At 61.9% G+C, this 24,927-nt stretch carries 19 protein-coding genes and 1 pseudogene; 10 read left to right on the top strand and 10 right to left on the bottom strand.

The window, feature by feature from the left end:
* Positions 1–2: 2 nt before the first annotated feature.
* The 3 genes from AC1Q6I_RS04400 to AC1Q6I_RS04410 form a co-directional block, all read right to left on the bottom strand.
* The gene (locus tag AC1Q6I_RS04400; RefSeq protein WP_081329199.1) at positions 3–1,493 is read right to left on the bottom strand and encodes an alpha/beta hydrolase domain-containing protein; all 1,491 of its coding nucleotides are present in this window, start codon (positions 1,491–1,493) and stop codon (positions 3–5) included.
* Positions 1,494–1,528: 35 nt separating this feature from the next.
* Entirely contained in the window at positions 1,529–2,311 is a 783-nt protein-coding gene (locus tag AC1Q6I_RS04405; RefSeq protein ID WP_069076112.1) for a hypothetical protein, read from the bottom strand.
* A 64-nt stretch (positions 2,312–2,375) separates the two neighbouring features.
* Positions 2,376–2,768: a DUF6152 family protein gene (locus tag AC1Q6I_RS04410; protein WP_069076113.1), complete on the bottom strand. Its 393-nt coding sequence runs from the start codon at positions 2,766–2,768 to the stop codon at positions 2,376–2,378.
* A gap of 237 nt (positions 2,769–3,005) precedes the next feature.
* Between AC1Q6I_RS04410 and AC1Q6I_RS04415 the strand changes: the two genes are divergently transcribed.
* Positions 3,006–4,343: an alginate export family protein gene (locus tag AC1Q6I_RS04415; protein ID WP_069076114.1), complete on the top strand. Its 1,338-nt coding sequence runs from the start codon at positions 3,006–3,008 to the stop codon at positions 4,341–4,343.
* A 65-nt stretch (positions 4,344–4,408) separates the two neighbouring features.
* Here the strand turns inward: AC1Q6I_RS04415 and AC1Q6I_RS04420 are convergent, their stop codons facing one another.
* The 3 genes from AC1Q6I_RS04420 to AC1Q6I_RS04430 all read right to left on the bottom strand — a co-directional run bounded on the left by AC1Q6I_RS04420 (position 4,409) and on the right by AC1Q6I_RS04430 (position 7,913).
* On the bottom strand, positions 4,409–4,972 hold the full coding sequence (locus AC1Q6I_RS04420; protein WP_024075471.1) for a cytochrome b: 564 nt from the start codon (positions 4,970–4,972) through the stop codon (positions 4,409–4,411).
* A gap of 82 nt (positions 4,973–5,054) precedes the next feature.
* Positions 5,055–6,509 carry an aldehyde dehydrogenase family protein gene (locus AC1Q6I_RS04425; RefSeq protein WP_024075470.1) on the bottom strand — a complete coding sequence of 485 codons (1,455 nt, stop codon included), beginning with the start codon at positions 6,507–6,509 and terminating at the stop codon, positions 5,055–5,057.
* A gap of 27 nt (positions 6,510–6,536) precedes the next feature.
* Positions 6,537–7,913: an aspartate aminotransferase family protein gene (locus AC1Q6I_RS04430; RefSeq protein ID WP_102623356.1), complete on the bottom strand. Its 1,377-nt coding sequence runs from the start codon at positions 7,911–7,913 to the stop codon at positions 6,537–6,539.
* Between the two features lie 192 nt (positions 7,914–8,105).
* Here AC1Q6I_RS04430 and AC1Q6I_RS04435 point away from each other — a divergent pair, with 192 nt between their 5' ends.
* Together AC1Q6I_RS04435 and AC1Q6I_RS04440 are read left to right on the top strand one after the other, a co-directional pair.
* A complete protein-coding gene (locus tag AC1Q6I_RS04435) occupies positions 8,106–9,080 on the top strand; it encodes a helix-turn-helix domain-containing protein (protein ID WP_024075468.1) in 975 nt (324 codons plus the stop codon).
* Positions 9,081–9,302: 222 nt separating this feature from the next.
* Positions 9,303–10,751 carry an APC family permease gene (locus tag AC1Q6I_RS04440; RefSeq protein WP_102623357.1) on the top strand — a complete coding sequence of 483 codons (1,449 nt, stop codon included), beginning with the start codon at positions 9,303–9,305 and terminating at the stop codon, positions 10,749–10,751.
* Here the strand turns inward: AC1Q6I_RS04440 and AC1Q6I_RS04445 are convergent.
* The 3 genes and pseudogenes from AC1Q6I_RS04445 to AC1Q6I_RS04455 all read right to left on the bottom strand — a co-directional run.
* On the bottom strand, positions 10,748–12,241 hold the full coding sequence (locus AC1Q6I_RS04445; RefSeq protein WP_069076068.1) for an MFS transporter: 1,494 nt from the start codon (positions 12,239–12,241) through the stop codon (positions 10,748–10,750). The genes AC1Q6I_RS04440 and AC1Q6I_RS04445 overlap by 4 nt on opposite strands.
* Before the next feature lie 64 nt (positions 12,242–12,305).
* Entirely contained in the window at positions 12,306–13,121 is an 816-nt protein-coding gene (locus AC1Q6I_RS04450; RefSeq protein ID WP_404943039.1) for a methyl-accepting chemotaxis protein, read from the bottom strand.
* 42 nt (positions 13,122–13,163) lie between these two features.
* Positions 13,164–14,357, bottom strand: a pseudogene (locus AC1Q6I_RS04455) (PDC sensor domain-containing protein); the annotation flags it as partial.
* Between the two features lie 343 nt (positions 14,358–14,700).
* Here AC1Q6I_RS04455 and AC1Q6I_RS04460 point away from each other — a divergent pair.
* The 3 genes from AC1Q6I_RS04460 to AC1Q6I_RS04470 all read left to right on the top strand — a co-directional run bounded on the left by AC1Q6I_RS04460 (position 14,701) and on the right by AC1Q6I_RS04470 (position 18,987).
* Positions 14,701–16,149: an APC family permease gene (locus AC1Q6I_RS04460; protein WP_102623359.1), complete on the top strand. Its 1,449-nt coding sequence runs from the start codon at positions 14,701–14,703 to the stop codon at positions 16,147–16,149.
* Between the two features lie 78 nt (positions 16,150–16,227).
* Positions 16,228–17,658 carry an aldehyde dehydrogenase family protein gene (locus tag AC1Q6I_RS04465; protein ID WP_102623360.1) on the top strand — a complete coding sequence of 477 codons (1,431 nt, stop codon included), beginning with the start codon at positions 16,228–16,230 and terminating at the stop codon, positions 17,656–17,658.
* Positions 17,659–17,661: 3 nt separating this feature from the next.
* On the top strand, positions 17,662–18,987 hold the full coding sequence (locus tag AC1Q6I_RS04470) for an alginate export family protein (RefSeq protein WP_172831350.1): 1,326 nt from the start codon (positions 17,662–17,664) through the stop codon (positions 18,985–18,987).
* A 10-nt stretch (positions 18,988–18,997) separates the two neighbouring features.
* Here AC1Q6I_RS04470 and AC1Q6I_RS04475 read toward each other — a convergent pair whose 3' ends face one another.
* Entirely contained in the window at positions 18,998–19,756 is a 759-nt protein-coding gene (locus AC1Q6I_RS04475; RefSeq protein WP_024075461.1) for an IclR family transcriptional regulator, read from the bottom strand.
* Positions 19,757–20,004: 248 nt separating this feature from the next.
* On the opposite strand from AC1Q6I_RS04475, the gene AC1Q6I_RS04480 reads away from it, so the two are divergent.
* Genes AC1Q6I_RS04480 through AC1Q6I_RS04495 form a run of 4 tightly spaced genes read left to right on the top strand, consistent with a single transcriptional unit; the run spans position 20,005 to position 24,923 of the window.
* A complete protein-coding gene (locus tag AC1Q6I_RS04480) occupies positions 20,005–21,546 on the top strand; it encodes an acetolactate synthase large subunit (protein WP_102623361.1) in 1,542 nt (513 codons plus the stop codon).
* A gap of 11 nt (positions 21,547–21,557) precedes the next feature.
* Positions 21,558–23,048: an aldehyde dehydrogenase family protein gene (locus tag AC1Q6I_RS04485; protein WP_024075459.1), complete on the top strand. Its 1,491-nt coding sequence runs from the start codon at positions 21,558–21,560 to the stop codon at positions 23,046–23,048.
* 27 nt (positions 23,049–23,075) lie between these two features.
* Positions 23,076–23,870 (top strand): SDR family NAD(P)-dependent oxidoreductase, encoded by a 795-nt coding sequence (locus AC1Q6I_RS04490; RefSeq protein WP_024075458.1) that lies wholly within the window; start codon positions 23,076–23,078, stop codon positions 23,868–23,870.
* Positions 23,871–23,882: 12 nt separating this feature from the next.
* A complete protein-coding gene (locus AC1Q6I_RS04495; protein WP_041160939.1) occupies positions 23,883–24,923 on the top strand; it encodes a WD40/YVTN/BNR-like repeat-containing protein in 1,041 nt (346 codons plus the stop codon).
* The last annotated feature ends 4 nt before the right edge of the window (positions 24,924–24,927 follow it).

Genomic DNA, 24,927 nt, shown 5'->3' on the forward strand with positions numbered 1-24,927 from the left:
GGTTAGAAGTCTTGAGGGTTTGCGATCGGATGCAGACCCGCCGCATCCTCCGGTAGCAAGTACCCTTGCTGGATCGAAACGGCTTTGGCGTCTTCGAACTTCTGTGCATAGCGGCTGAAGTTTCCATAACGCCGGCCGAGCACTTCCTTCGAGTAAGGCACCTTGGTGTCGTAGATCAGCCCGCAGCCGGTCTCTTGGTCGGTGAGGTAGGTGGCGCTTGGCACTTGGATCCACGGCGGGCGCACGCCGCCTTGCAGGTTGCCGGTGGCGGGCGCACGGGCAGCGGCCTTGCCGTCGCGTATCACCCGCGGGGCGTTGGGCATCGGCTTGCCGTCGCGTACCCACTGGTCCATGCCATCCAGCAGCGCCGAGACCACCAGTTCCACCGGTTCGTCATACAGCGTCTGGCAGCGCGGGTCGTCGCCCTTGCCGACATCGGCCGCGAGCTTCTCGGTGTGCTCCGTGCCGAGGTCGGCCAGACGCAGGTGGGGCATGCCGGTGACTTCGTAGTAGCGCACCTGCGGGGAGTCGGTGTCCGGGGGCAGGGGGATGCCTTCGATCACGTCATGCATCAATTCGGACTGGCTGTAGACGGTGACGAACGGCACGCCTTCGGGCATCTGCCGGGGCACGCGGATCACGTCGCCGCCTACTTCCCCGTAGGCCATGCGGCCGGTCATGTAGGCGTCGATCAGCGGTGTTTCGTCGGGCATGCGCCATTGCTGGTGACGGCCCTGGTCGAGATAGTCCATCCAGACTTGCGCGGTGACGGCCCAGCTATTCACATAGACGCGCTGCACATCCAGGCCCGCCAAAGGGCTCTGTGCCCCTTTGGTTTTAAGCAGCAGCGCCAGTTGCGCACCGATGCCCTGGGACTGGGGCGCAAACGGATCGGGCGCGGCGCCCCGCGTGAAGTGTGCCGGGTCGTAATAGGTGCCCAGCGGCGCGTAGCGGGCAAAGTCGAAGCGGCGCATGAACTCGAAGTTCACGATCGGTCCGTACTGGGCGATCTGTTCGGCTTCGGCCTCTGGGGTGTCGGAGATGAACTTGGGGTCCACCGCCGGCTTGTTCACATTCAGCGTGTACCCGACGTATGCGTAGCCGCGGCGCAGCAGATAGTCGCGGGTCAGGATCCAACCGGCGGCACGTTCGCCGAACCAACTGAATGGTTCGATCACTACCGTGCCATTGAAACGTGCCGGGTCCGCCGGTTTGCGCACCAGAATGCGCGTGGTGTAAGGCGCTTCCAACAGGGTTTTGCCAGCGGCGGTGATGGCCGGGGCGACGCCTTGCAGGTAGTACTCTTGCTCGATGTAGCCGTAGTGGTTGAGGTCGCTGTATTCGGTGCCAGGGCGCGTCGCCGACGACAGCGGCGCCTTGTCGGAAGGCGGCACCGCGATCGCCGTGGGCATGCGTGGCACCTCGGCGAACGTGTTCGCCGCGATGCACAGCCATAGCACGACGCTGATGCTGATAGGGGTCAGGCGTTCCATTCGTAAAGCTCCAGCAGGGGGTTGGATAGGCGTCATCACTCAAGGCTCAGAGATGCTTTGCCCTCGCTGTCGATCACGATCTGATTGTTCTCGCACACGTACTCTTGAATGGCGTAGTTGGAGCGCTTGTACTCAAACGTAAAGCGATACGGGGTGTTGAGTACTTGCGGGTCTTCGATCAGGACCTGGTTTTCCAAGCGATCCGGCCCGCGCAGCCGGATGCGTTCGGTGATCTTCATGGCCGGCCCGTGGGGCACGTCATAGAAGCGCACGTCGGTGCGTACGCTTTGTGTCTCGACCACCAGCGTGTCGCCCTCCCAGTGGCCGCGCGAATGGCCTTGGTACAGGGGGTCGAGCTTGTCTGTTGGCGGCATGGCCTGGTTCAAGAGAATCCGTCGCACTTGCTGGAGGTACTCGCCGAGGATGATCACTTGCTTGTCATCGCGAATGATCTGGATCGGGAAGAGCGCCGCCATCATGGTCGGCATACCCTCGGGCAGGCACCTTGAACTGGTGGTGGCGATCGGCTTCCCGGCCGCGTTGGCCACGGCTTGTTTCTTCTTGAGCTCGACGTACTCGGCGTCATAGGGCGCCTTGAGGTCCATCGGACCGCCGGGGTGTACCGGGTCGTCGGGGTTTTCGCCGAACCAGTCGTCCGGGGTTCTTTCCCAAGTACCGCTGATGTCAGGCCGGGCGGCCGAGCTGTGCTTGTCGGCTTGGGTTTTCGAGGCTGTCGCGGCGCTGCTCATCCCGGAGAGCGTCATGAGGACCACCCCCAGAACGATCATGGCTGTGTTGGAAGAACGTGCTCGTTTCATTGAAATGTCTCCGCGTTGCTGGTTTGCCCAGTTCTGGTGTTGCCGCATTCGGAAAGGGCTGCGTTCAGCCGCCGCCCGAGAGCACCACGTCACCCATCTTGATCTCCACCAGCAACCCGCCCGGCTCGCCGCTTTTCAACGGCTTGAACGACACCTCGGCGCTTTCGCCAGCCTTGACCGAGCTGGACGTCCAGCCCGTGCGTTGCAGCGCGTTGACGCTGCCCGTCTCGATCTTGTAGCGCTGTGCCGGCGGGCCGGGAACGTCGAGGTAAATCGTGATGTGGGGGTTGGTCCAGGCGAAGCGCTCGACGACACCCTTGATCGTGATCGTCTGGGTCTGGTCGAACAGCGCAAATGAATGGTGGGCACTGGCAACAGGCGGTAAGGCACTGCAGCCGATCAGGGTTAGAAGACAAAGCCCCTGACGGAGCAACGGGAAGCGTGACAAAGGGGACATGGCGGGGGGCCTCGTTTTTTATGGTTCTTATGAACCGAGCATAGGGAGCTCGCGTTCAGAGGCGTATCCCAAAACGGCAACCGTTGAAGGTTTTCAGGCGCTTGGCGCGGATGAGGTATCCCGTAACGACAGATCGGCGCGCAGGCCCTTGCAGATGCTGATTTGGGTTACCGCGTTGGCGGCCCAAGCCGAAACACTTGGGCTTTACCTCAGAACTATAAAAACAGGAGAGACGTTATGCGCATTCCCCCCTACGCACCCTTATTGTCGATGGTTGCACTCTGTGCGGTCGGCGTGCAGGCACATGCCTACACGCTCTACACCGAAGATGATGGTGCAACCGTCTTGAACGCCGACCTGGGCGCCGCATTTGGTTGGTTTGGCAGTACTCGTAACTACATCGGTGACCCGGAGAAAGAGCCCGGCAGCATGCGCTGGCAGGAGGGCTACGCCAAATATGGTCTCAACGGCACGACCGACAAGATCATCGCGGGCTCCGTCTATGGCGGTTTCAGCCTGCTCAGCAGCGGCACCTGGGGCGACGGGGACGCAGGGGCGATCACCGCGGGCAATGAGCGCCGTACCGACGTGGAAGATGCTTTCCTCGGCTGGAGATCAGGCGACCTGCTGCCCGCCCTGGGCAAGGACGGTGTGGATTTCTCTTTCGGTCGCCAGTTGGTGACGGTGGACGGTTTCCTGATCACCGATGATGGCTACAACCCAGGCAAGGCGTTCAACCCCATCGAGGGCGTGCGCGATGGCCGGTTCGACAGGGGGGGCGCCTTTTACCTTGGCCAACGCCTGGCGTTTGGCAACACGGCGGTGCTGAAGCTGGGCGGCAAGGAAGGGCTGCACGGCAGCTTGATATGGTTGAAATCCGATAACCCTGGGCAGTCCAAGACCGAACTGGCAGTGGGCACTATCGACTACACCACCGCCATCGGTTCGATCGGTTCGACCTACATACACGGCCTGGATGTGGATGAGAAATATGCCTTCGCAGATCGGCTTGAACGCAAGGGCATGAATGTCTACAGCATTCGCGGGCAGGGCAACGCCGGGATTGAGAACGCCGACTTCGCATTCGAGGTGGCGCGCCAGGAAAAACGTTCCGGTTCACAGCGGGCGATGTTCTTCGACGCGGGCTACACCTTCACCGATGTGCGATGGCAGCCGACGGTCAGTTATCGCTATTCGCGCTATTCCGAAGGGTGGGACTTCCTGTTCCAGGGCGGCTTTCGCAAACGCTACCAGGGTGAAGTCGCGTCCAACTACGCCGGTTCAGTGACGTCGAATATGCAGATCAACGATGTGCTGCTCTCTGTCCGGCCCACCGAGAAATTGACCCTGAACGCGATGGCCTTCGACTACCACCAACTGTCCCGTCGCAATGAACGGGACTTCGCGGCGCGGGAGGTCGACCTGTTTCTGGATTGGATGGTCACGGATAACATCACGCTTTCGCCGTTGATCGGCCTCTATAAGCCTGAGAAGTGGTTAGGCAACGGGGGCGGGCAGAGCGGCAGCGCGTCGACCAACACGTACATGCAGTTCATTGTGTGGGCGACGTTCTGAGTTGTCATTGAGGGCTGTTGCGGGGCCAGGCAGGCGTTGACGTTTTGCGTCAACGCCTCATCCATTCAGAGCATGCGGCGCAGCACATCGTTGCGCGGGTCGCGGTCGTAGAAGCGATGCTTGAGGGCGCCCGCCACATGCAGCACGATCAGGACAAGCAAGCTATAGGCGAGGACTTTGTGCAGCCATTGGAACACGACGAACCAATCGTCATTCTTTGGCAACAGCTCGGGCAGGTTAACCCCAAAAAAGAACACGCCGTCGCTCATGGTGAACGTGCTCGACATGGAGTACCCCATCAACGGCACGATCACCAACAGCACATACATGGCGCGCTGAATCAGGCGTGACAGGAACCTTTCATAGCCCGCCAGGGTTTCCAGCGGCTGCGGCAAATTGGGGGTGCGAAAGCGCACGGCGAGCTGAGTCAGGACCACCAGGAACGTCAACACCCCGAAGGACTTGTGCCAGGGGTAATACAGCTCGAATTTGCTCGCCACCTCATCATTCATTCCGGTCATATGCCAGCCGGCCCAGAGCAGGCCCAGCACGAGCACGGCACGCACCCAGTGCAACACGCGCAGGGAGGTCGGGTACCGATCGATTGTCGGTTGATCTATTGGGTTCATGTCAGGTTCTCCACGGATCGATGCACGGTTGAATGGCCACCCTCAACGTTGGAGGGTGGCTCGGTCAGGACAACGAATAGGCTCAGGCGGGCAGGAGGACGGTGATGACTTTCTCCTCGGTGTAGGCCAGCGCGCCGCTGAACCCACCTTCACGTCCGATACCGCTGGTCTTGACGCCGCCCCAAGGCAGGTTGGCGTCCAATGGGCTCCAGCAGTTGATGCCCACGGCGCCAGCTTTCACCGCCGCAGCAACGCGGTGCGCTCGTACCAGGTCGCTGGTCCAGACCGTGGCCGCCAGGCCGTAGCTGCTGTCGTTGGCCAGGGCGACCGCTTCGTCTTCGCTGTCGAACGTAATCAGCGTGCCGACGGGGCCGAAGATCTCATCCCGGGCGATTTCCATGTCGTTGCGGGCGTTGGCGAAGATCGTCGGACGTACGAACCAGCCCTGCTTGGGTGCCGAGACGCCGCCGGCCAGCAGCGTGGCGCCTTGGTCGATGCCCAGTTGGATGTAGCGGTTGACGCGATCGAATTGAGCCTTCTTGGCCACCGGCCCCATCTGTACGCCGGGCTCGCGAGGGTCGCCCACGCTCACTGCCTGTGCGGCTTCGGCCAGCGCTGCACCAAAACGGTCGGCGAGGCTGCGTTGCACCAGGATCCGCGAACCGGCCGCACACACCTGGCCCTGGTTGGCGAACAGGCCGAGGGTACAGCCGCGCAGGGCGTCGTCGAAGGACGCATCATCGAACACAATCTGCGGGCTCTTGCCGCCCAATTCCAAGGCCACGCGCTTGAACAACACACCGGCGGTGCGCTGGATTTCACGCCCAGCCTCGGGGCTGCCGGTGAAGCTGATCTTGGCAATATCCGGGTGTTCGCACAGGGCGCGCCCCACTTCATTGCCGTAGCCGGTGACCACGTTGATCACGCCGTCCGGGAAGCCCGCTTCCTGCGCCAGCAGCGCCAGGTGCAGAGCCGACTGCGGGGTTTCTTCCGATGGCTTGACCACGACGGTACAGCCCGCCGCCAGCAACGCAGCGAGCTTCCACACCGTGATCATCAACGGCGAGTTCCAGGGCACGATGGCACCCACCACGCCGACCGGCTCGCGCACCGTGTAAGACAGGGTTTTGGTGCCGAAGTAACCCCCGGTGGGAATGGTGCGACCTTCAAGCTGGTTGGCCCAGCCCGCGGCGGCGCGCAGGTTGGCGATCGCGTTGGGCAGGTCCATCCGGCGCGGCTCGATGGGGGAGCGGCCGATAGCGTTGGCGTCCAGATCGGCCAGCAGTTCAGTGTCGCGCTCAACCAGGTCGGCCAGTTTCGACAACAGTCGGCCACGCGCGGCGCCGTCGAGTTGGCTCCACTCGCCGCGTTCCAGTTGCTGGCGTGCAGCGGCCACCGCACGGTCGACATCCTCGCGGGTGCCTCGCGCGGAGCTGCCGTACACCTGTTCATTCACGGGGTTGACCAGGTTGATACGACGACGGTCGAAGGCTTCGCAGGACACACCTTCGATGAAATGATTCAAGTGCTCAGTCATATTGCGGTCCTCGAGTAATGGGCAAGGTCATGCTTTGAGAGAAGCCAGGGCGTCGCCGAAGATATCCAGGGCCTTGAAGAACAGCTCGCGAGATATGGTCAGCGAAGGCATGACGCGCATGACGTTGCTGTAGCGGCCACATGGAATCATCAGCACACCGTGGTTGAGCAGGTAGCCCATCAGTTGGCCGATCTTCTCGCCCGCCAGGGGCGCCTTGGTGAGTGGGTCTTCGATCAGTTCGATACCGATCATCAGGCCGCGCCCGCGCACTTCGCCGACCAACGGGCTGTTGAAGGCGCGAATATGCGCCTGTGCCTCCAGGCCCAGGGTGTGGGCGCGGTTGAGGAGGTCAAGGTCCGGGTCCTGGAGGATGCTGATGTTGGTCAGTGCCACCGCGGCCGACAACGAGTTGGCGGCGAACGTGTTGGGCATGGAACCGTCGGGAATCTGCGCCGCCAGGTCCGAGCGCATGATCAGGCCGGCCATGGGCAGGTCGCTGCCGATGCCTTTGCCGAAGGTGAGCATGTCGGGCTTCACGCCGGAATGTTCGACCGCCCACATCTTGCCGGTGCGACCGGCACCCGATTGCACTTCATCGACAATCAGTAATGTGCCGCTGCGGTCGCAGGCCTTGCGCAGCAGTTGCAGGAACTCCGCAGAGGGTGGCACGTAGCCGCCTTCGCCCTGTACCGGCTCCACGATCACGGCAGCCACGTCATCGGCCGCGGTGTAGGGGGTGTTCAACAGATAGTCGATGTACTCACCAGCGATCTGCTCGGCGCTCTTGTGGGTGGTGTCGAAAGGGAAGCGGTAGGCGTAAGGGTAGGGCGCGTGAATCACCCCACCCATCTGGGCACCAAAGCCCTTGCGGTAGGCCGTGCCGGTGGTCAGCGAACCGGAAGCGTGCCACACGCCGTGGTAGCCGCCGTGGAAGGCGATGATCTGGTGCCGCCCGGTGACGCGCTTGGCGAACTTGATCGCCGCCTCCAACGCATCACTGCCGCTTTGCGTGAAGAAGGTAACGCAGTCGCCACGCAAACCCTCGGGCGCGATTTCGGAAAGCTTGGCAGCCAACTCGGTACGCCGGGTGCTGTTGATTTCCAGGGCATGCATCAGCACTTCGGACTGTTCGCGAATCGCTTGCACCACTTTGGGGTGGCAGCGGCCCACGCTGCTGACACCGACGCCTGCGGACAGGTCGATGTAGGTGTTGCCGTCGGGGTCTTTGAAGGTCGCACCGAAGGCACGGTCCATGGCCACCGGCATACGTCCGCCGCCGCGCGCCATCGACTCGGTGCGCGCCGACAGCGCCAGGGCTTCGCGGGTCTTGGGGCCGGGCAGTTCGCCGGAAATAATCTGCGGGGCATCTGCAAAGTGCAGGGATTGAAATGTGGCTTCACTCATGACGGTCTCTCTGGAATGTCTATTTAAGTGTGCCGATCATCTCCGGCGCGCGTTCCAGGCCGGTATCCCGAATCGGCACATGGTTTGCTTGCATTCCAGCACATAAACAATTTGCAGGACTTTTGCGATGTGCGACTATCAATTGGATCGCCGATCTAAAAAAAACAAAAATATTGGTAGAGGCATGCCCCAATGAAAAACCAAACGATCAGCCATTTTCGCGATATCCATGTCCATGCAGCCACCATCCAGCAGTGGAACCAGGACTACAGCCAGTTAACCTCGGGCTGCGCTGAGAGCACGCTCATGCAACTGACAACCTCGGGTTGCCACCTGTTTCTCGAACAGATCAACCAGCGCGTGGTACAGAACGGCGTGGCGCCTAAAGGCAAGATGTGCTTTGCCGTGCCGATCAACGTCCCGGGATCGATTCGCATGCAGGGGCGCGAGGTAGATGACAGCAGCCTGTTCTTTCTCCATGGCGGCGAGGAATTCATGTTCCATATGCCGATGGGCATGGAGCTGCTTTCCATCACCTTCGAGCGTGAATTATTCGATGAGGCGTTGGAGCAGACCGCTTCGGCCAAGGAACTCAACCGGTTGCTGCGCCAGCCGGTGATCAGGGTTTCTCCCCAGCGATTTGCACAGGCCCGGCGCCGATTGCTGGCGCTTTTCTCCCAGGCACTGGTGTACGAAGATCTCGATAGCACGCTGGATCAAGAGCGCGAGGCAGCGTTGGAGCAGGCGATGCTCAGCGAGTTGTTGCAACTGATGATCGACCCAGCCTGCGACAAGCAACAGCGCAGTCCCAGCTCCACGCGCAGTTTTATCGTAGAGAAATGCCACCGCCTGGCAACCGGCGAAATGATCAATGTGCCCAGCGTGATCGATTTATGCCAACGCCTTCAGGTGAGCCGACGCACGGTGCAGAACAGCTTCCGCTCGGTCGCCGAGACCACTCCACTGAATTACTTGCGCTCCGTGAGGCTTAACGGTGTCCGTCGAGCCTTGATGTCTACCCGCGCCTGCGAGCTGTCGATTGGCGATGCCGCGGCCCAGTGGGGCTTTTATCACCTGAGCCATTTTGCCGCGGAATACCAAGAGCTGTTCGCGGAATTGCCATCCCAGACTGCCCGCGCCGCCATCACGAGTTGTGTGCGGGCCTGACAAACAACGCTAGAAAGACCTGAAATAGCCTGCGTCATCAGCTCTGAATGCGCAGGAGCTTCGCTGTGGGTGCTTGAGTTACCGATTTGGGATATCGGGGCATTGCGGCGCAGGCATAGGATCAGTGCCAGCGTGCAATAAGAACGACAAGCTGTTTGGTGACGCTGCGTAGCCGGCTGCACCGATCCTAAAGCGACTGCCTCATACAATAAGGTCAACAACATGAGTGTATTTAACCCGGTCAACAGCTCCACGGAGCTCAAGCGTGGTGCCCTGGGTGTGGGCTTCATTATCTTCTTCGTGGTGTCGGCGGCAAGCCCGCTGAGCGTGATCGCCGGCGGCTTCCCCATTGGCATCATGCTGGGCAATGGCGCCGGTACCCCGGCCTTGCTGATCCTCGCCTTGCTGGTGCTGCTGGCGTTCTCGGTGGGTTACACCACCATGTCGCGCCACGTGACCAATGCCGGTGGTTTTTACGCGTTCACGTCCCGAGGCCTGGGTGGCCTGGCGGGCGGTGCCGCCGCGGTGCTGGCGATGTTTGCCTACAACATCCTGCAGGTCGGGTTGTACGGGATGTTCGGCGGGGTGGTCAGCGGCACCATGGAGGCTGCCTTCGGCCTGGCGTTGCCCTGGTGGGCTTACTCGCTGATGGCGATGGCGAGCATCGCGATCCTGGGCTATCGCAAGATTGACCTGTCAGCGCGGGTGCTGTCGGTGATGGTGATCGCCGAATACCTGGCGATCCTGGTCCTGGACTTCGCCATCCTCAAGTCCGGCGGCGACAGCGGCATCAACCTTGACTCGTTCAGCAGCAGCCATGTGTTCAGTGGCACGCCGTCAATCGGCCTGCTGTTCTGTTTCGCTGCCTTTATCGGCTTCGAGGCCACGACCATCTACGGCGAAGAGGCCAAGGACCCCAAGCGCACCATTCCGATTGCGACTTACTGCTCGGTGTTGCTGATTGGGGCGTTCTACGCATTGTCGGTGTGGTCGATGGTGGTGGGCGTGGGCGCGGATAAAATCGTGCCGATGCTGCAGGCCTTGCAGGACCCGACCACCTTTATCTATGGCATGTCCGACCACTTTGTCGGCCCGCACCTGACAAAGATTATCCGCGTCCTGTTCATGGTCAGTATCTACGCCGGGCTGTTGGCCTTTCATAACGCCGCCGCGCGCTACTTCTATGCGATCGGCCGTGACGGTTTGCTGCACAGCCAGTTAGGCACGACCCACCGCGTGCACCAGAGCCCGCATATGGGCTCGGCGTTGCAGAGCCTGATCTCGGCCGTGGTGGTGCTGATTTTCGCTGCGCTGGATGCCGATCCGATCCTGCAACTGTTTGCCTGGCTGTCCAACCTGGCCACGCTCTGCGTGATTTTGCTGATGGCGCTCACTTCGGCAGCGGTGCTGATGTACTTCCGAGGTCAACCGCAGCTCAAGGTCGGGGTTTGGCGTGGGCAGATTTTCCCCGGTTTCTCTTGCCTGGCCCTGTTGGCAGTGCTGATCCTTGCCGTGGTGCATTTCGACGTGCTCACCGGCGCCAGCCGATTGCTGTCCTACAGTCTCTGCGCGATTATTCCATTGGCCTTGCTGGGCGGCGTATTCCTCGCGGCGCGGCTGCGCAAGGCATCGCCAGAGCGGTTCCTGGCCTTGGGTAGCCACAAGCTCTAAGGCGCGGCCCGCGGTGGTTGATGGCCCAGCTTGACCAGCAGCGCTGCGATCAAAAGCAGCGCTGCCGACGCCACCAGCACCGCAACAAAGCCCGCATCGAAGGCCGAGCGGGCGAATGCGCGCAGCATCGCGGCGCCTTCGGGCGACAAGGTTTCGGCGACCACCAGCGCATCGTCCAGACTGTCGAATGTCGCGGGATTGCGGCTCAGCCACGCTGGAATCGCCAGGCCCGCCGAGTACGCATAAATCGCCGACAACAGGCTGCCCGACAGCGTCACACCGACGGCACCGCCCAATTCAAACGACACCTCCTCGACGGAGGCGGCCATGCCGGCCTGATCGGCCGGTACGCTGAGCATGATGGTGCTGGACGACGCCGTCAGTGCTGCGCCAATGGTAAGCCCCAGCAGCCCAAGAACGATCAGTTGCAGGTACACCGCCGCCTCATACAACAGCAGGTAAGCCAGCATCGACGCCGCGGATAGCAGCAGCGTCCAGAACAGCATCCGCTGGTTCCCCAGGCGAGGCAGGTAGTAACCGGCAAGCGGCCCGGAGATAAACGAGCCCAGCGGTAGCGGGAGGATGAACAATGCCGCTTCCAGTGGCGACAGGCCCAGCACCAGTTGCAGGCGTTGGCTGAACACCAGCTCCATGCCGATCAACGCAGCAGCCGACACAACCGCCGCAATCACCGCGTTCCTGAAACCGGAGGAACTGAACAGCGCCAGGTCGAGCATCGGTTGGGTCGCGCGGCGCTGGCGCCGAATGAATAACGTCAGGAACAGTGCGCCCAGCACCAGTGCGATCAGCATGCCTTCGAAAGAGGGCGTGCGCTTGCCGAGTTCCTTCACCGCATACGCTACGCTGATCAAGCCGATCATCACCTGCAGCGATCCCAGCCAGTCCCAGCGTTTGCTCGCATCCCCGGGGTTATTCGGGATCAATAGCGCGCCGACGACCAACGCGACCAGCACAATCGGCACGTTGATCAGGAACACCGAGCCCCACCAGAAGTGCTCCAGCAGCAGGCCGCCGATCACCGGGCCGAACGCCGCGCCGCCTGACGCCACCGAGGCCCAGATGCCGAACGCCATGGCCTGTTCACGCGGGTCGGTGAACGTCACCCGCACGATCGCCAGCGTGGCGGGCATCATCATCGACGCGCCGACTGCGAGGAAACCACGTGCACCGATCAATACAGCGGCGGAGGTTGAAAACGCCGCCATCAGCGAGAACAGGCCGAACACACCGAGCCCGCCGATGAACAGGCGTTTGTGCCCGAGACGGTCACCGAGTGTCCCCATGCCCAGCAGCAGGCCAGCGGCGATCAGCGCATAGATGTTGACGATCCAGAGCTTTTCCGAGGCTGAAGCATTCAGCTCTCGGGTCAGCGTGGGCAGGGCGGTGTAGAGCACCGTCATGTCGATGACGATAAGCAGCAATGCGCTGGAAATAATCGCGAGGATCAGCCAGCGGCGTGAAAAAGTCATGGGTGGTGCTCATTGAAGGCGAATGGGAGGGCGGCCACTGTAGCTCAGTCAGGCGGCATACCCTTTACACGCGGAAGTGCCTGACCAGTTGCTGCTGGTGATTGGCCATTTGATGCAGTAAATCACTGGCCTTCGACGCCTCGTTCATCCGGCCGGCGAGTGTTTCGCTGATGCCACGAATGTCACTGACCCGATGGCTGATATCGTCTATCACGCCACTTTGCTCCAGTGCCGCGCTGGCGATCTGCTGATTCATCTGTTCGATCACATCCACGGCCTTCGAAATGCTCTCCAGCGCCACCCGGGTTTGTTGTACCTGGATCACGCTGCCGCCGGCTTGTTCGCGGCTTAGTTGGGTGCTGTGCACCACAGCCTGGCTCAGCTGTTGCAAGGTTTCGATCACCGTGCGTACCTGTTCGACCGAGCTCTGGGTGTTACTCGCCAGGTGCCTGACTTCGTCGGCCACCACCGCGAAACCACGGCCCTGTTCGCCGGCCCTGGCCGCTTCGATGGCTGCATTCAACGCCAGCAGATTGGTCTGCTGCGCGATGGCGCTGATGACGTCCAGTACCTGGCCGATCTGGGCGCTGCTATGGGCCAGCGCGTTGACTTGTTGGAGGGTGGTTTCCAGGCGCTGATCAAGGGCCTCAATGCCGCGCTCGGCGGTTGAGAACACCGCCTGGCCTGATCGGCTAGCGCTTTCTGCGGTGGTAGCTGCGTTGGCGGCGCTGTGGGAGTGACGTGCCACTTCCTGGGCGCTGGCACTCATTTCGTGCAAAGCGGTCGCCGCCAGCTCGACTTCGCGGTACTGACGCTGCATGCCAACACTGACTTCGCGGGCAATGCCTGACGATGTATCGGCGCTGTTTCGGGTGTCCATCGACGCGGTCTGGATATCGCGAATAATGGGCTGCAACGTGTCCAGGAAGCGATTGACCCCAGTGGCCAAATGCCCCAACTCGTCGCGCCTGCCGGCGGGCAGGCGCTGGGTGAGGTCGCCGTCACCTTCGACAATGGCATCGAGCAGCTCGGCCATTTTGATCAATGGACGTGTCACGCCGTAAGCGGCGAGCCAGATCAGCAGCATACCCAGGATGCTGGCAAAAATGCCCAAGCCCAGGTTGAGCCAGTTGGCCTCGCGGCTTTTAGCGTCCAGTTCGCTTTGCATCAGTCGGGCAGACGCCTGCACCCGTGCTTGCGCAACCTTGATCTCCAGTTGCCAGGCCGGGTTGCCCGCCACGGGCTGAAGGGGCTGGCGTATATCGAGCGTGTCCCCCGAGACGTTGCCGCTGCGTCCTGCCACTTGGCCCGAGGCCGACATAATGGTGACTTCGTTGTTGCCCTGGTACAGGTCCTGACCGAGGTCGGCGGCCAGCTTCTGTAGGGTGTCGAGGCTAATATCCATGCCCACCACGCCGAGCACTTTGCCGTTGACGATCAAGGGGATGGAAATGCTGCTCATCAGGGATTTCTGGCCTTCCACTTCGATGGTGTACGGCTCGACCACACACACCCGTCTTTGTGCTTGAGGGCAAGCGTACCAGGCGTTTCCCGGTTCGCTGCCGGGGGGCGCGGTGTTCGCGGCGATTTGTGCCTCGCTCAGTACCTCTTGCACCAGTTGCCCCGGTTGACTCTGTGACCAATACAGCGCGAAGCGCCCGGTTTCATTGCCTGCCATGGCGCGTTGGTCGCGCCAGGCGGCGTCAGTGCCGGCCAACGCATCCGGCAGCATGATGACGTACAGGCCGAGCACTTTTTCGCGCTGTTTCAGGGCTTCACGGGCGCTGCTGATCAGGGCTTCGCGCAATTGCGCGACCGTCAGGCGACCGTTGAGCGTTTGCTCGCGCAGTTGCAGAACCTGTTGCGCAAACCCTTCGCCATATAGCGCGGTTTCACTGAAAAAACGCTCCACCTGTTGGCCATGCGCCATGGCCTGGGCCTGCAAGCGCTCCAGCGCAGCGTGGGCGAGCAACTCGCTGCTCTGCTCTTTAAGCAGCTTTGCACTGGCTTGATTCTGATACGCGCTGGCGCCAATCAGGGCCGCCACTACTGTCAGCAGGCAGAGTCCGCTGAGCAGGGTGATACGCCATTGAATGGTGAGGTGAGCTAGATGCATGGTCGGGGCGTCCTACAAGTGGGCTTCGCGATGATGGGCTGGGGGGCGAGCCCTCATTCTTATTCTGGTTGCCGGCATCCGGGCATAGCACGGCTGAGGCTAGGTTGCAGGCATGACAGGCCAGGCGGCTATCCCAAATCGGCAACTGCGCCGGGATTGAGCGTGCCGCCTCGACCTGTTTTGGGGCGGGGCTTCGGATGCTACCGATTTGGGATAGCGAGCGGCTCAAGGGCGGGCATAGGATCAAATTCAGCGCGCAACTAAAACAAAACGCTAACCGGTGCCGATGCGGTGTGGTCGGGCCAACCCTAAAGCGACTGCCTCATAGAATAAGGTCAACAACATGAGTGTATCTATCCCGGTCAACAGCTCCACGGAGCTCAAGCGTGGTGCCCTGGGTGTGGGCTTCATTATCTTTTTCGTGATTTCGGCGGCGAGCCCGCTGAGTGTGATCGCCGGCGGTTTCCCCATCGGCATCATGCTGGGCAACGGTGCCGGTACCCCGGCCTTGCTGATCCTCGCCTTGCTGGTGCTGCTGGCGTTCTCGGTGGGCTACACCACCATGTCGCGCCACGTGACCAATGCCGGTGGTTTTTACGCGTTCACGTCCCGAGGCCTGGGTGGCCTGGCGGGCGGTGCCGCCGGGGTGCTGGCGATGTTTGCCTACAACATCCTGCAGGTCGGGTTGTACGGGATGTTCGGCGGGGTGGTCAGCGGCACCATGGAAGCCGCCTTTGGCCTGGTGTTGCCCTGGTGGGCTTACTCGCTGATGGCGATGGCGAGCATCGCGATCCTGGGCTATCGCAAGATTGACCTGTCGGCGCGGGTGCTGTCGGTGGTGGTGATCGCCGAGTACCTGGCGATCCTGGTCCTGGACTTCGCCATTCTCAAGTCTGGCGGCGACAACGGCATCAACCTTGATTCGTTCAGCAGCAGCCATGTGTTCAGTGGCACGCCGTCAATCGGCCTGTTGTTCTGTTTCGCTGCCTTTATCGGCTTCGAGGCCACGACCATCTACGGCGAAGAGGCCAAGGACCCCAAGCGCAGCATTCCGATTGCCACCTACTGTTCGGTGTTGCTGATCGGTGGTTTCTACGCGTTGTCGGTGTGGTCGATGGTGGTGGGCGTGGGTTCGGACAAGATCGTGCCGCTGCTGCAATCCTTGCAGGACCCGACCACGTTTATCTACGGCATGTCCGACCACTTTGTCGGGCCGCAACTGACCCAGATCATTCGCGTGCTGTTCATGGTCAGTATCTATGCCGGCCTGTTGGCCTTTCACAATGCCGCCGCGCGTTACTTCTATGCCATCGGCCGTGATGGCTTGTTGCACAGCCTGCTGGGCACGACCCATCGCGTGCACCAGAGCCCGCATATGGGCTCGGCGTTGCAGAGCCTGATCGCAGCGGTGGTGGTAATGATTTTCGCCGCGATGGATGCCGATCCGATCCTGCAACTGTTTGCCTGGCTGTCCAACCTGGCCACGCTGTGCGTGATTTTGCTGATGGCACTGACCTCTGTGGCGGTGTGCGTCTACTTCCATCGCCATCCCGAGCTTAACGTCGGGCTCTTGCGCGGACGTATCCTGCCCGGTTTCTCCTGCCTGGCGTTGTTCCTGGTGCTGGTGCTGGCGGTGGTGCATTTCGACGTACTGACCGGTGCCAGCCAACTGCTGTCATACAGCCTCTGCGCGATTATTCCCGCGGCCCTGATCATCGGCATCGTGCTCGCCGCGCGGCTGCGAAGGATCTCCCCGCAACGGTTTCTCGCCTTGGGCAGCCACAAGCTCTAAGAACGCTCCAGTTAATCAGACAATTACCGCCTGTCGTTGCTCGACAGGGTGGGTCTGCACGTGAAAGGAAGGTTTCAAATGCACAACTACAAGATGCTCATCGATGGCGCTCAAGTGGCCGGCGAACAAGGTCAGTTTGACGTGATCAACCCGGCCACGGGTGTCGCATTTGCCCAATGCCCGGCAGGATCCCTGGGGCAACTCGACCAGGCAGTCGACGCCGCGCAGCAGGCATTCAAAAGCTGGCGCCACAGCAGCCACCCTGACCGCTGTGAGCGTTTGTTGGCGATTGCGGCGGATATCGAGCAGGAGGCCGATTCACTGGCCCGGCTGATTGTGCTGGAGCAAGGCAAACCGCTGGAGCTGGCGTTTTCCGAGGTCATGGGAGCTGCCGCCTGGACCCGCTACGCGGCCGCTCAGGAGATCGCGGTGGAACTGGTGGAGGAAACCCCCACGCAACGCGTCGAACTGCACCGTAAACCCTTGGGTGTCGTGGCGTCGATCACACCCTGGAACTGGCCGTTCATGATCGCCGTCTGGCACATCATGCCGGCGCTGCGTGCCGGCAACTGCGTGATCAGCAAACCGTCGAGCCTGACGCCGCTGAGCACCTTGCGTCTGGCGCAAATCATTGCCCGTCACGTGCCTCAGGGCGTGATCAACTGCGTGACCGGTGAGCAGGGCTTCGGCAGCGCGATCACCTCGCACCCCGGTATCCAGAAGATTGTCTTTACCGGTTCTACCGCTACCGGGCAGAGCGTGATGCGTGGCGCCGCCAGCAACCTCAAGCGCCTGACCCTGGAGCTGGGCGGGAACGATGCGGCAATCGTATTGCCAGGAACGTCGGTGGAGGCGGTGGCCGAGGAAATCTTCCAGGCGGCCTTTCTCAACATGGGCCAGACCTGCGCGGCCCTCAAGCGCCTGTATATCCACGAGTCGCAGTACCAGGCCTTTGCCGATGCGCTGACGCACATTGCCGCGCGCCAGGTGGTGGGGGATGGTCTGGAGGCCGGTGTGACCTTCGGGCCCGTGCAGAACCTTGAGCAACTGGAACTGGTGGAGGCATTGGTCGCCGACGCGCGGGCAAACGGTGCACGGGTGTTGTGCGGCGGTGCGCGCCTGGATAAGCCTGGGTTTTTTTATCCGCCCACGCTGGTTGCGGACGTTACCGACGGGCATCGCCTGGTGGACGAGGAACAGTTTGGCCCCGTGCTGCCCTTGATTGCTTACCGGGACGTGGAGGATGTGCTGCGCCGCGCCAATGCCGGTGACATGGGGCTCGGCGGATCGGTCTGGGGACCGGATACCGAGCAGGCCCAGGCCTTGGCCAGTCGCCTGGAAAGCGGGGTTGCGTGGGTCAATTGCCACGCACAGATCCAGCCGAACACGCCGTTTGGCGGCAGCAAGATGTCGGGGTTTGGCGTCGAGTTCGGCCTTGAGGGGCTGCTGGAGTTCACCGGCCAGCAACTGTTGTTTGTGCGCAAGCGCGCTGACGAACAAGGCGTTTGAACCATGTACGATCCAGCACGTCGCCCCCTATTCGGTCGCACACTGGTGTGCTTGTTGACGCTTGGCGCCATCAATCAAGTGCACGCTTATGAGCTGTACAGCGATGACAGTCGTCATCTCAACGCCAACATGACGGCGGTGTACGGTCAGTTCAACAGCCGCTACAACTACGATGGCGCGCCGGGCGGTTCCAGTTGGCGCGAGGGCTTTATCAAGTACGGCTTGAGCGCTGACCAGGCCTTGGGCGGGAATGGCACCGCGTACGGGGCTTTCGCCCTGGTCAGCTCCGCCACGTGGGGCGATGGGGATCCAGGCGGCAACAGCCTGGGCACCGAGCGTAAGACGACGGTTGAAGACGCCTACCTGGGCTGGCGCTCCGGTGATCTGTTTCCGCTGTTGGGCAAAGACGGCGTGGATATTTCCGGCGGACGCCAAGTGGTCAAGGTCGGTCGAGGGTTCCTGATCAACGATGACGGCCTGAATCCGGGCAAGGGCCCGGCCGATGGCAGCTTGAACCGTGGTGGCGCTTACTACCTGGCGGCCCGGCACTCGTTCGATCAGACCGCCGTGTTGCGCCTGGGTGGCCAGGATGGCCTGCATGGCAGCGTGTTGTGGCTCAAGTCGGACAACCGCATCCAGGCCGAGACCGAATTGGCCGCCGGCACCCTGGATTACACCGCCCAACCGGGGACGCTCGGCTTGACCTGGGTGCATGGCCTCGACGTGAACGATCAATGGGCCAGCGACTTTCAGCGCCAGCGCAAGGGCATGAACATCTACAGCGTGCGCGGTGAAGGCGATGCAGGTATCAAGAACGTCAGCCTGGCGTTCGAGTACGCCTGGCAGGACAAGGATACGGGGCCTGAGAAGGCCTGGTACGGCGAAGCCGGCTACACCTTCGCGGATACCGCCTGGGCCCCCAAGGTGACTTATCGCTACACCCGCTATTCACAGAACTGGGACGCGCTGTTCACCGGTTTGAGCACGGGCTACGGCACCTGGTTCCAGGGCGAAGTGGCCGGTAATTACGCCGGGCCGTTCAACACCAATACGCGCATCCACCATGTCGGGTTGAAGGCAACCCCACTGGAGAACCTGAGCCTGGGCGCACTGTATTTCGATTACGCCACCGTGCGTAAAAGCAATGCGCTGAACCTGGATGGCCGCGAGTTGGACGTGTATGCCGAGTGGGCCGTCAACCCGCACTTGATCATCACCCCGCTGGTGGGGCTCTACAAACCCAACCAGGACTCGACCACCGGTGGCAATCAAGTCGGCGGCAATGGCACCAACCTGTATAGCCAGTTGTCGGTGGCCGTACCGTTCTGAGCGTAACGGGCTAGGCCGTGGTGCTGCTCGGCGGGTTGCGCATGTTTTCGGCAATGCGCCGGGTGGTATCCATGACCATTTCGATCACGGTTTCCTGGCGCAGCAGCTTGAAGCTCTGGCTGCTGCCGACGGCGGACAGGCTGCCGACCACCTCGTCCAGGTCCGCCTGGATGATCGGCGCGGCGATACCGGTCAGGCCCAGGTTGAGTTCGTCATGGGTCAGGCAGTAACCGTCCTTGCGGATTTTTTTCGCGGCCTTGGAGAAGCTTGCCCAGTCATACGGGCTGTCCGGGTCGTTGGCCATGTGCTCGTCGAACAAGCGTTGCAGGCGGCGACCTTTCTGGAAGGCGATCAGAACCTTCGATTGCGCCCCGCGGAAAAACGGCAACGGTTGCCCGCGCCCGAACGCAAAATGATAGGTGTCGGTGGGTTCGGCGATATAGGTGTTGATGATGCGCCCGTCGTAAAACACGCTGGCAAACACCGCCAGGCCCGTTTGTGCGGACAGCTCGTGCATCAACTCGCGTCCGGCGATAAGGATCGGGTCGTACTGACGCATCATCCAATCCAGCTCAATCACACGCGGCCCCAGGCCGTAGCTGCCGGCGTCCACGCGGGTGAGCATACCGGCGTCACATAAGTCCTTGACGTAGCGGTACACGGTTGCTCGTGACAGGCCCATGCGCTCGGCGATGGTGTCGGGTTCGATCTTCAGCGTCTGTGGACCAAACAGGTCCAGGATACTCAGCAATTTGCTCAGGCTGCTCATTGTGTTCCTAAAAGAAAGGGAAGGGCGGTTGTTGCGTACCGGCAGGGATCCGGCCACCCACGCGAGCCCCAAGCGCTGGAGCAACACTACCTCAGTGAGAGAAAAACGCAATCTTGGGCAGGTGTTTTACCCGATTAAAATTGCATTTATCTCATTTATTGAGAAATACACTAATAAAATGCTTGTTGCTCGTAGGCTTTTGTGTGATAAATCTCATCACTGCAAATGCTCAAGCAAGAGGGCTGAAAATGAATGGTGCGCAACTGATAGTGAATGCGGCAGCGGCAAGCGGTATCGAGTACTGCTTCGCCAACCCCGGGACCACCGAGATTCCCCTGGTGGCCGCCATGGCCAGCGCACCTGCTCTCAAGCCGGTGCTGTCGCTTTTCGAAGGGGTCTGCACGGGCGCCGCGGACGGCTATGGCCGTATCGCCGGCAAGCCGGCGATGACCCTGACGCACTTGGGCCCCGGCTTTGCCAATGGCATCGCCAACCTGCACAACGCGCGTCGAGCCAATACACCCATCGTTAACGTCATCGGCGATCACGCCTCATGGCATGTGAACTACGACCCACCGTTGGCGAGTGACATCCAGGCCTTGGCCGGCACTGTCTCGGGCTGGGTGCGCACCTCGCGCACGGCGGCAGGTATCGGTGAGGATTTGCAGGAAGCGGTACGCGCGGCGTGGCAGGCCAAAGGTCAGATCGCCAGTTTGATTTTGCCCATGGACCTGCAAGCTCACGCGGTGACGCACAACGGTGTGTTCGCACCGTTGTGCGCGCCGGTTCGCCGATTTGCCGGTGACCGGGTCGAGTCCGTGGCGCAGGCATTGCGTGACGGCAAGCGGCTGGTGTTTATCGTCGGCGATGAGGGTTTGTCGGTTGCGGGCCTGGAAGCGGCGGGGCGCCTGGCGCAACTGCCGGGTGTACGCCTGTTTGCCGAGACCTTTCCGCGCCTGAGCTACCGTGGCGGTGGTTTGCCGGATCTGGATCGCCTGCCGTATTTCCCGGAAGTGGCGATTGAAATTCTTGAGCAGTACGACCTGGTCGTGTGTGCTGGCGTGCCCGAGCCCATCAGTTACTTTGGCTACGAAGGCATCCCGTCGCGCCTCGCCGAACGTGAGCGCCTGCTGACGTTGGCCGAAGTCGGTGACGATGTCGCCGGCGCGCTGACGGCGTTGGCCGATGCCCTCGATGCACCCGCCTACGTACCGACCCCGGAGGGTATCGAACTGCCGCCCGGCCACGCCGAGTTGACGCCGCAGTCCATCGGCCAAGTGCTGGCCGCGTCACTGCCCCACGACAGCATTGTCTCGGTTGAAGGCGGCACCTGCGGTTATCCCTTCTTCACCGCCTCCGCCCGTGCCGCGCGGCATCGGGTATTGACCAATACCGGTGGCGCGATTGGCCAGGGTATTCCGGTGGGGTTCGGCGCCGCCTTGGCGGAACGCGGCAATAGCGTGTTCTGCCTGCAATCGGACGGCAGTGCGCAGTACACCATCCAAACCCTGTGGAGCATCGCCCGCGAGCAGTTGCCGGTGGTGATCCTGATTGCCGCTAACCATCGCTACGCGATTTTGCAGAACGAGTTGCGTCGTTTCGGCATGACCGAAATGGACCCGCAAGCCCTGCGCCTGACCGTGCTCGACAGCCCGCGCATTGACTGGAAAGCCCTGGCAAAAGGCTACGGCGTACCGGCCTGCACGGTGCAAACCAATGCCGAACTGCAACGGGCACTGGCCAATGCCAAGGCCGACGGTGGTCCTTGCCTGATCGAAATGGCGCTGTGAAGGAGTCGATGATGAAACAGTTCGAAGTGCTACCCGCTGTCCAGGCCTTTCTGTCCCAACCGGGCCGCTTGTTTATCGGCGGCAGTTGGCAGGACGCGGCCGCTGGCCGACGGTTTGCCGTGGAAAACCCGGCGACTGAAGAAACCCTGACCGAAGTCGCCCAAGGCGATGCGCGTGACGTGGATGCAGCGGTCGCCGCGGCTCGCGCCGCATTCACCGGCGCCTGGGCGCTGCAGTCTCCCGCCCAGCGCGGCCTGTTGCTGTTCCGCCTGGCGGACCTGCTGGACCAGCACCGCGAGGAGCTGGCGCAGTTGATCACCCTGGAGAACGGCAAGCCTATCGCTGCCGCTCGCGGTGAAGCCGCCAGTGCGGCAACCATCCTGCGTTACTTCGCCGGTTGGCCGACCAAGATCGAAGGTAGCACGCTGCCGGTATCGCCGGCCAGCGGCGCGCCGATGCTCAACTACACCTTGCGTGAGCCGGTAGGGGTCTGTGCGCTGATCGTGCCGTGGAACTTCCCGCTGAACATGTGTGTATGGAAGCTCGGCCCAGCGTTGGCGACCGGTTGCGTGGCGGTGCTCAAGCCTGCCGAACAGACGCCGCTGGTGGCGATTCGCTTGGTGCAGTTGATCGAGACCGCCGGGTTCCCGGCCGGGGTGGTCAACCTGATCACCGGCCTTGGCGCCGAAACAGGCGCGCCGCTGGCCCAGCATCCCGACATCGACAAGATTGCCTTTACCGGCTCGACCCAGGTCGGCCGGCTGATCGCGCAAGCGGCCACCAGCAACATGAAAAAAGTCTCGCTGGAACTGGGCGGCAAGTCGCCGAACATCATCTTGCCGGACGCCGATATCGTGCGCGCCGCCAAAGGTGCCGCCGATGGGATTTTCTACAACCAGGGCCAGGTCTGCACCGCGGCCTCGCGGTTGTACGTGCACGCCAGCGTGCTGGACCAGGTGTTGGAAGAGCTTGAGCGGCATGCCGCCGCCCATGTGCTCGGCAACGGCCTGGACCCGGCCAGCAGCATGGGGCCGCTGGTATCGGGGCGCCAACTCAGCACGGTCAAGGGCTACCTGCAACGCGGCCAGGAGGAGGGCGCCGAACTGATCTGCGGTGGCGATCGCCCAGCCCACCTGGAGCGCGGCCACTTCATTGCGCCCAGCGTTTTTCTTGACCGCGCCGAGCGTGCCTGTGTCGCCCGCGAAGAGATCTTCGGGCCGGTGCTGACCGTCATGAGCTGGACCGAAATCGACGACCTGGTGCTGCGCGCCAATGATTCGCCATATGGCCTGGCGGCCGGCCTGTGGACCCGCGACCTGCGCTCGGCACACCGCGTGGCGGCGCAGCTCAAGGCTGGCTCAGTGTGGATCAACTGCTGGAACGTGGTCGACGCGGCATCGCCGTTCGGCGGCTACAAGCAATCCGGCTGGGGCCGGGAGATGGGTAAAAACGTGATCGATGCCTACACCGAGACCAAGAGTGTGTTTGTCGATCTGGCCTGAACTGAATAATCACAAGAGGTAATTGCTATGGATCTGGAATTGAAAGGCCGCGTGGCCATTGTCACCGGTGGTGGTATGGGCATCGGCAAGGAAGTCGCACGTTTTCTCTCCGAGGAAGGCTGCAAGGTGGTGATCTGCGCGCGGCGCATGGCGTTCCTGCAACTGGCAGCCGAAGAAATCAGCGCACAGACCGGCAATGAAGTACTGCCGCTGTTCTGCGACACCAATGACATGAAGGCTGTGTCGGAGATGGTCGAGGCGGCGTACGCGCATTTCGGCCGTATCGACATCCTGGTCAACGGTGCCGCGGCGCCGTCCGGTGTCGTGCGCAATGACATCGAGCATGCCGGCGACGATGAGCTGCTGTCGGATCTCAACACCAAGGTGATCGGTTACTTCCGTTGCGCCAAGGCCGTGACCCCACACATGAAGGCGGGCGGCTTCGGTCGCATCATCAACATCGGCGGGCTCACCGGGCGCAGCAGCAAGGTGTTGTCGGGCATGCGCAACCTGGCGATCGCGCATATGACTAAAACCTTGTCCGACCAGCTCGGCCCTTCGGGCATCACGGTCAATCTGATTCACCCTGGCGTGGTGGACACCCCGCATATCCAAGAGCTGTACGAGCGCGAAGCGGTCAAGCAAGGCAAGACTGCGGAGCAGGTCGAACAGGCCTACATCGACGCAACGCCGATTCGCCGCACCCTGGCACCGATTGAAATGGGCTGGTTGATTGGTTTCCTCGCGTCGCCCAAGGCCGCCGCTGTGACGGGCGAGTCCATCGGTATCGACGGTGGCTTGACCCGTGGCATCTATATCTGAGGAGCATCTGTGATGAGTAACGGAACCCTTTTAGTCGCCACCGTCGGCCAAGCGGTGATCCGCAGTGCCGACGACGGCAAGAGCTGGCATCGCCTGGGCCTGGGGCAGGACCTGGAGTTCGACGCGATCACCCGTTCGTTGAGCATGCACCCCGACGCGCCGGAAGTGATCTATGCCGGCACCGATATCGGTTTGTGCGTCAGCCATGACACCGGCGGGCACTGGCAGCAGGTCGACTCACCGTTCAACGGCGAGACCGTCTGGAAGGTGGCGGTGGATCCCCAGGATGCACAGCGGATTTTCGTCGGCACGGGTGCGCCTTCGCGCGCTGTGCTCTGGCGCACCCTGGACGGCGGCACCAGCTGGGATCGCGCCCCGGTGGAGATTCCCGAGTTCTGCGACGGCGTCAGCCGTCCACGCCTGCTGGCCTTCGCCTATGACCCCACCGACCGCAACCAGGTGTGGTTCGGCCTGGAGGAGGGCGGGTTGTTTCATTCCCGCGACGGCGGTGACAGTTGGGCACGCATCGATGACCGGCTGCTGTGGGACTACAACTCGGACATCCACAACATCCTGGTACTGCCCAACCACGGCGAGAAAGTCATCGTGGTGGTCTGTGTCAATGCGGTTTATCGCAGCCTGGATGAAGGACTGACCTGGACCGGCATTATCGGCCGGGAAGCCTTCGGCCTGTACTACATACGCGCCATGAACGCGCCGTTGGGCACACAGAACGAGCTGTACCTGAGTATTTCCGACGGTACGCCGGGCACCACCAGCAAGATTCTGGTCTCCCGTGATGCCGCGCTCAGTTGGACCGTGCTGCCGCTGCCACAGCAGCCCAACTCCTGCGTCTGGGCGATTGCCTTCAACCCGGCCAACCCGCGCCAGATCGTGGCGGGCACCAAGTACGGGCATTTGTTCACCTCCGACAACGGCGGTGACGGCTGGCAGAAGCATTGGCGGGAATTCAGCGAGATCGCTGATGTGCTCTGGACGCCTGCGGTTGCGCAGATCAAGTCCGGGCACCAATCCATCGTCAAAAAACACTGAGGAA

It is taken from the genome of Pseudomonas sp. MPR-R2A5, assembly GCF_058793055.1.

Coding starts and splice junctions, on each gene's coding strand:
- AC1Q6I_RS04450 (WP_404943039.1), bottom strand. CDS start 13,121: ATGGACACCCGAAACAGCGCCGATACATCGTCAGGCATTGCCCGCGAA.
- AC1Q6I_RS04405 (WP_069076112.1), bottom strand. CDS start 2,311: ATGAAACGAGCACGTTCTTCCAACACAGCCATGATCGTTCTGGGGGTG.
- AC1Q6I_RS04495 (WP_041160939.1), top strand. CDS start 23,883: ATGAGTAACGGAACCCTTTTAGTCGCCACCGTCGGCCAAGCGGTGATC.
- AC1Q6I_RS04465 (WP_102623360.1), top strand. CDS start 16,228: ATGCACAACTACAAGATGCTCATCGATGGCGCTCAAGTGGCCGGCGAA.
- AC1Q6I_RS04410 (WP_069076113.1), bottom strand. CDS start 2,768: ATGTCCCCTTTGTCACGCTTCCCGTTGCTCCGTCAGGGGCTTTGTCTT.
- AC1Q6I_RS04430 (WP_102623356.1), bottom strand. CDS start 7,913: ATGAGTGAAGCCACATTTCAATCCCTGCACTTTGCAGATGCCCCGCAG.
- AC1Q6I_RS04475 (WP_024075461.1), bottom strand. CDS start 19,756: ATGAGCAGCCTGAGCAAATTGCTGAGTATCCTGGACCTGTTTGGTCCA.
- AC1Q6I_RS04445 (WP_069076068.1), bottom strand. CDS start 12,241: ATGACTTTTTCACGCCGCTGGCTGATCCTCGCGATTATTTCCAGCGCA.
- AC1Q6I_RS04420 (WP_024075471.1), bottom strand. CDS start 4,972: ATGAACCCAATAGATCAACCGACAATCGATCGGTACCCGACCTCCCTG.
- AC1Q6I_RS04400 (WP_081329199.1), bottom strand. CDS start 1,493: ATGGAACGCCTGACCCCTATCAGCATCAGCGTCGTGCTATGGCTGTGC.
- AC1Q6I_RS04435 (WP_024075468.1), top strand. CDS start 8,106: ATGAAAAACCAAACGATCAGCCATTTTCGCGATATCCATGTCCATGCA.
- AC1Q6I_RS04460 (WP_102623359.1), top strand. CDS start 14,701: ATGAGTGTATCTATCCCGGTCAACAGCTCCACGGAGCTCAAGCGTGGT.
- AC1Q6I_RS04425 (WP_024075470.1), bottom strand. CDS start 6,509: ATGACTGAGCACTTGAATCATTTCATCGAAGGTGTGTCCTGCGAAGCC.
- AC1Q6I_RS04480 (WP_102623361.1), top strand. CDS start 20,005: ATGAATGGTGCGCAACTGATAGTGAATGCGGCAGCGGCAAGCGGTATC.
- AC1Q6I_RS04415 (WP_069076114.1), top strand. CDS start 3,006: ATGCGCATTCCCCCCTACGCACCCTTATTGTCGATGGTTGCACTCTGT.
- AC1Q6I_RS04490 (WP_024075458.1), top strand. CDS start 23,076: ATGGATCTGGAATTGAAAGGCCGCGTGGCCATTGTCACCGGTGGTGGT.
- AC1Q6I_RS04440 (WP_102623357.1), top strand. CDS start 9,303: ATGAGTGTATTTAACCCGGTCAACAGCTCCACGGAGCTCAAGCGTGGT.
- AC1Q6I_RS04485 (WP_024075459.1), top strand. CDS start 21,558: ATGAAACAGTTCGAAGTGCTACCCGCTGTCCAGGCCTTTCTGTCCCAA.
- AC1Q6I_RS04470 (WP_172831350.1), top strand. CDS start 17,662: ATGTACGATCCAGCACGTCGCCCCCTATTCGGTCGCACACTGGTGTGC.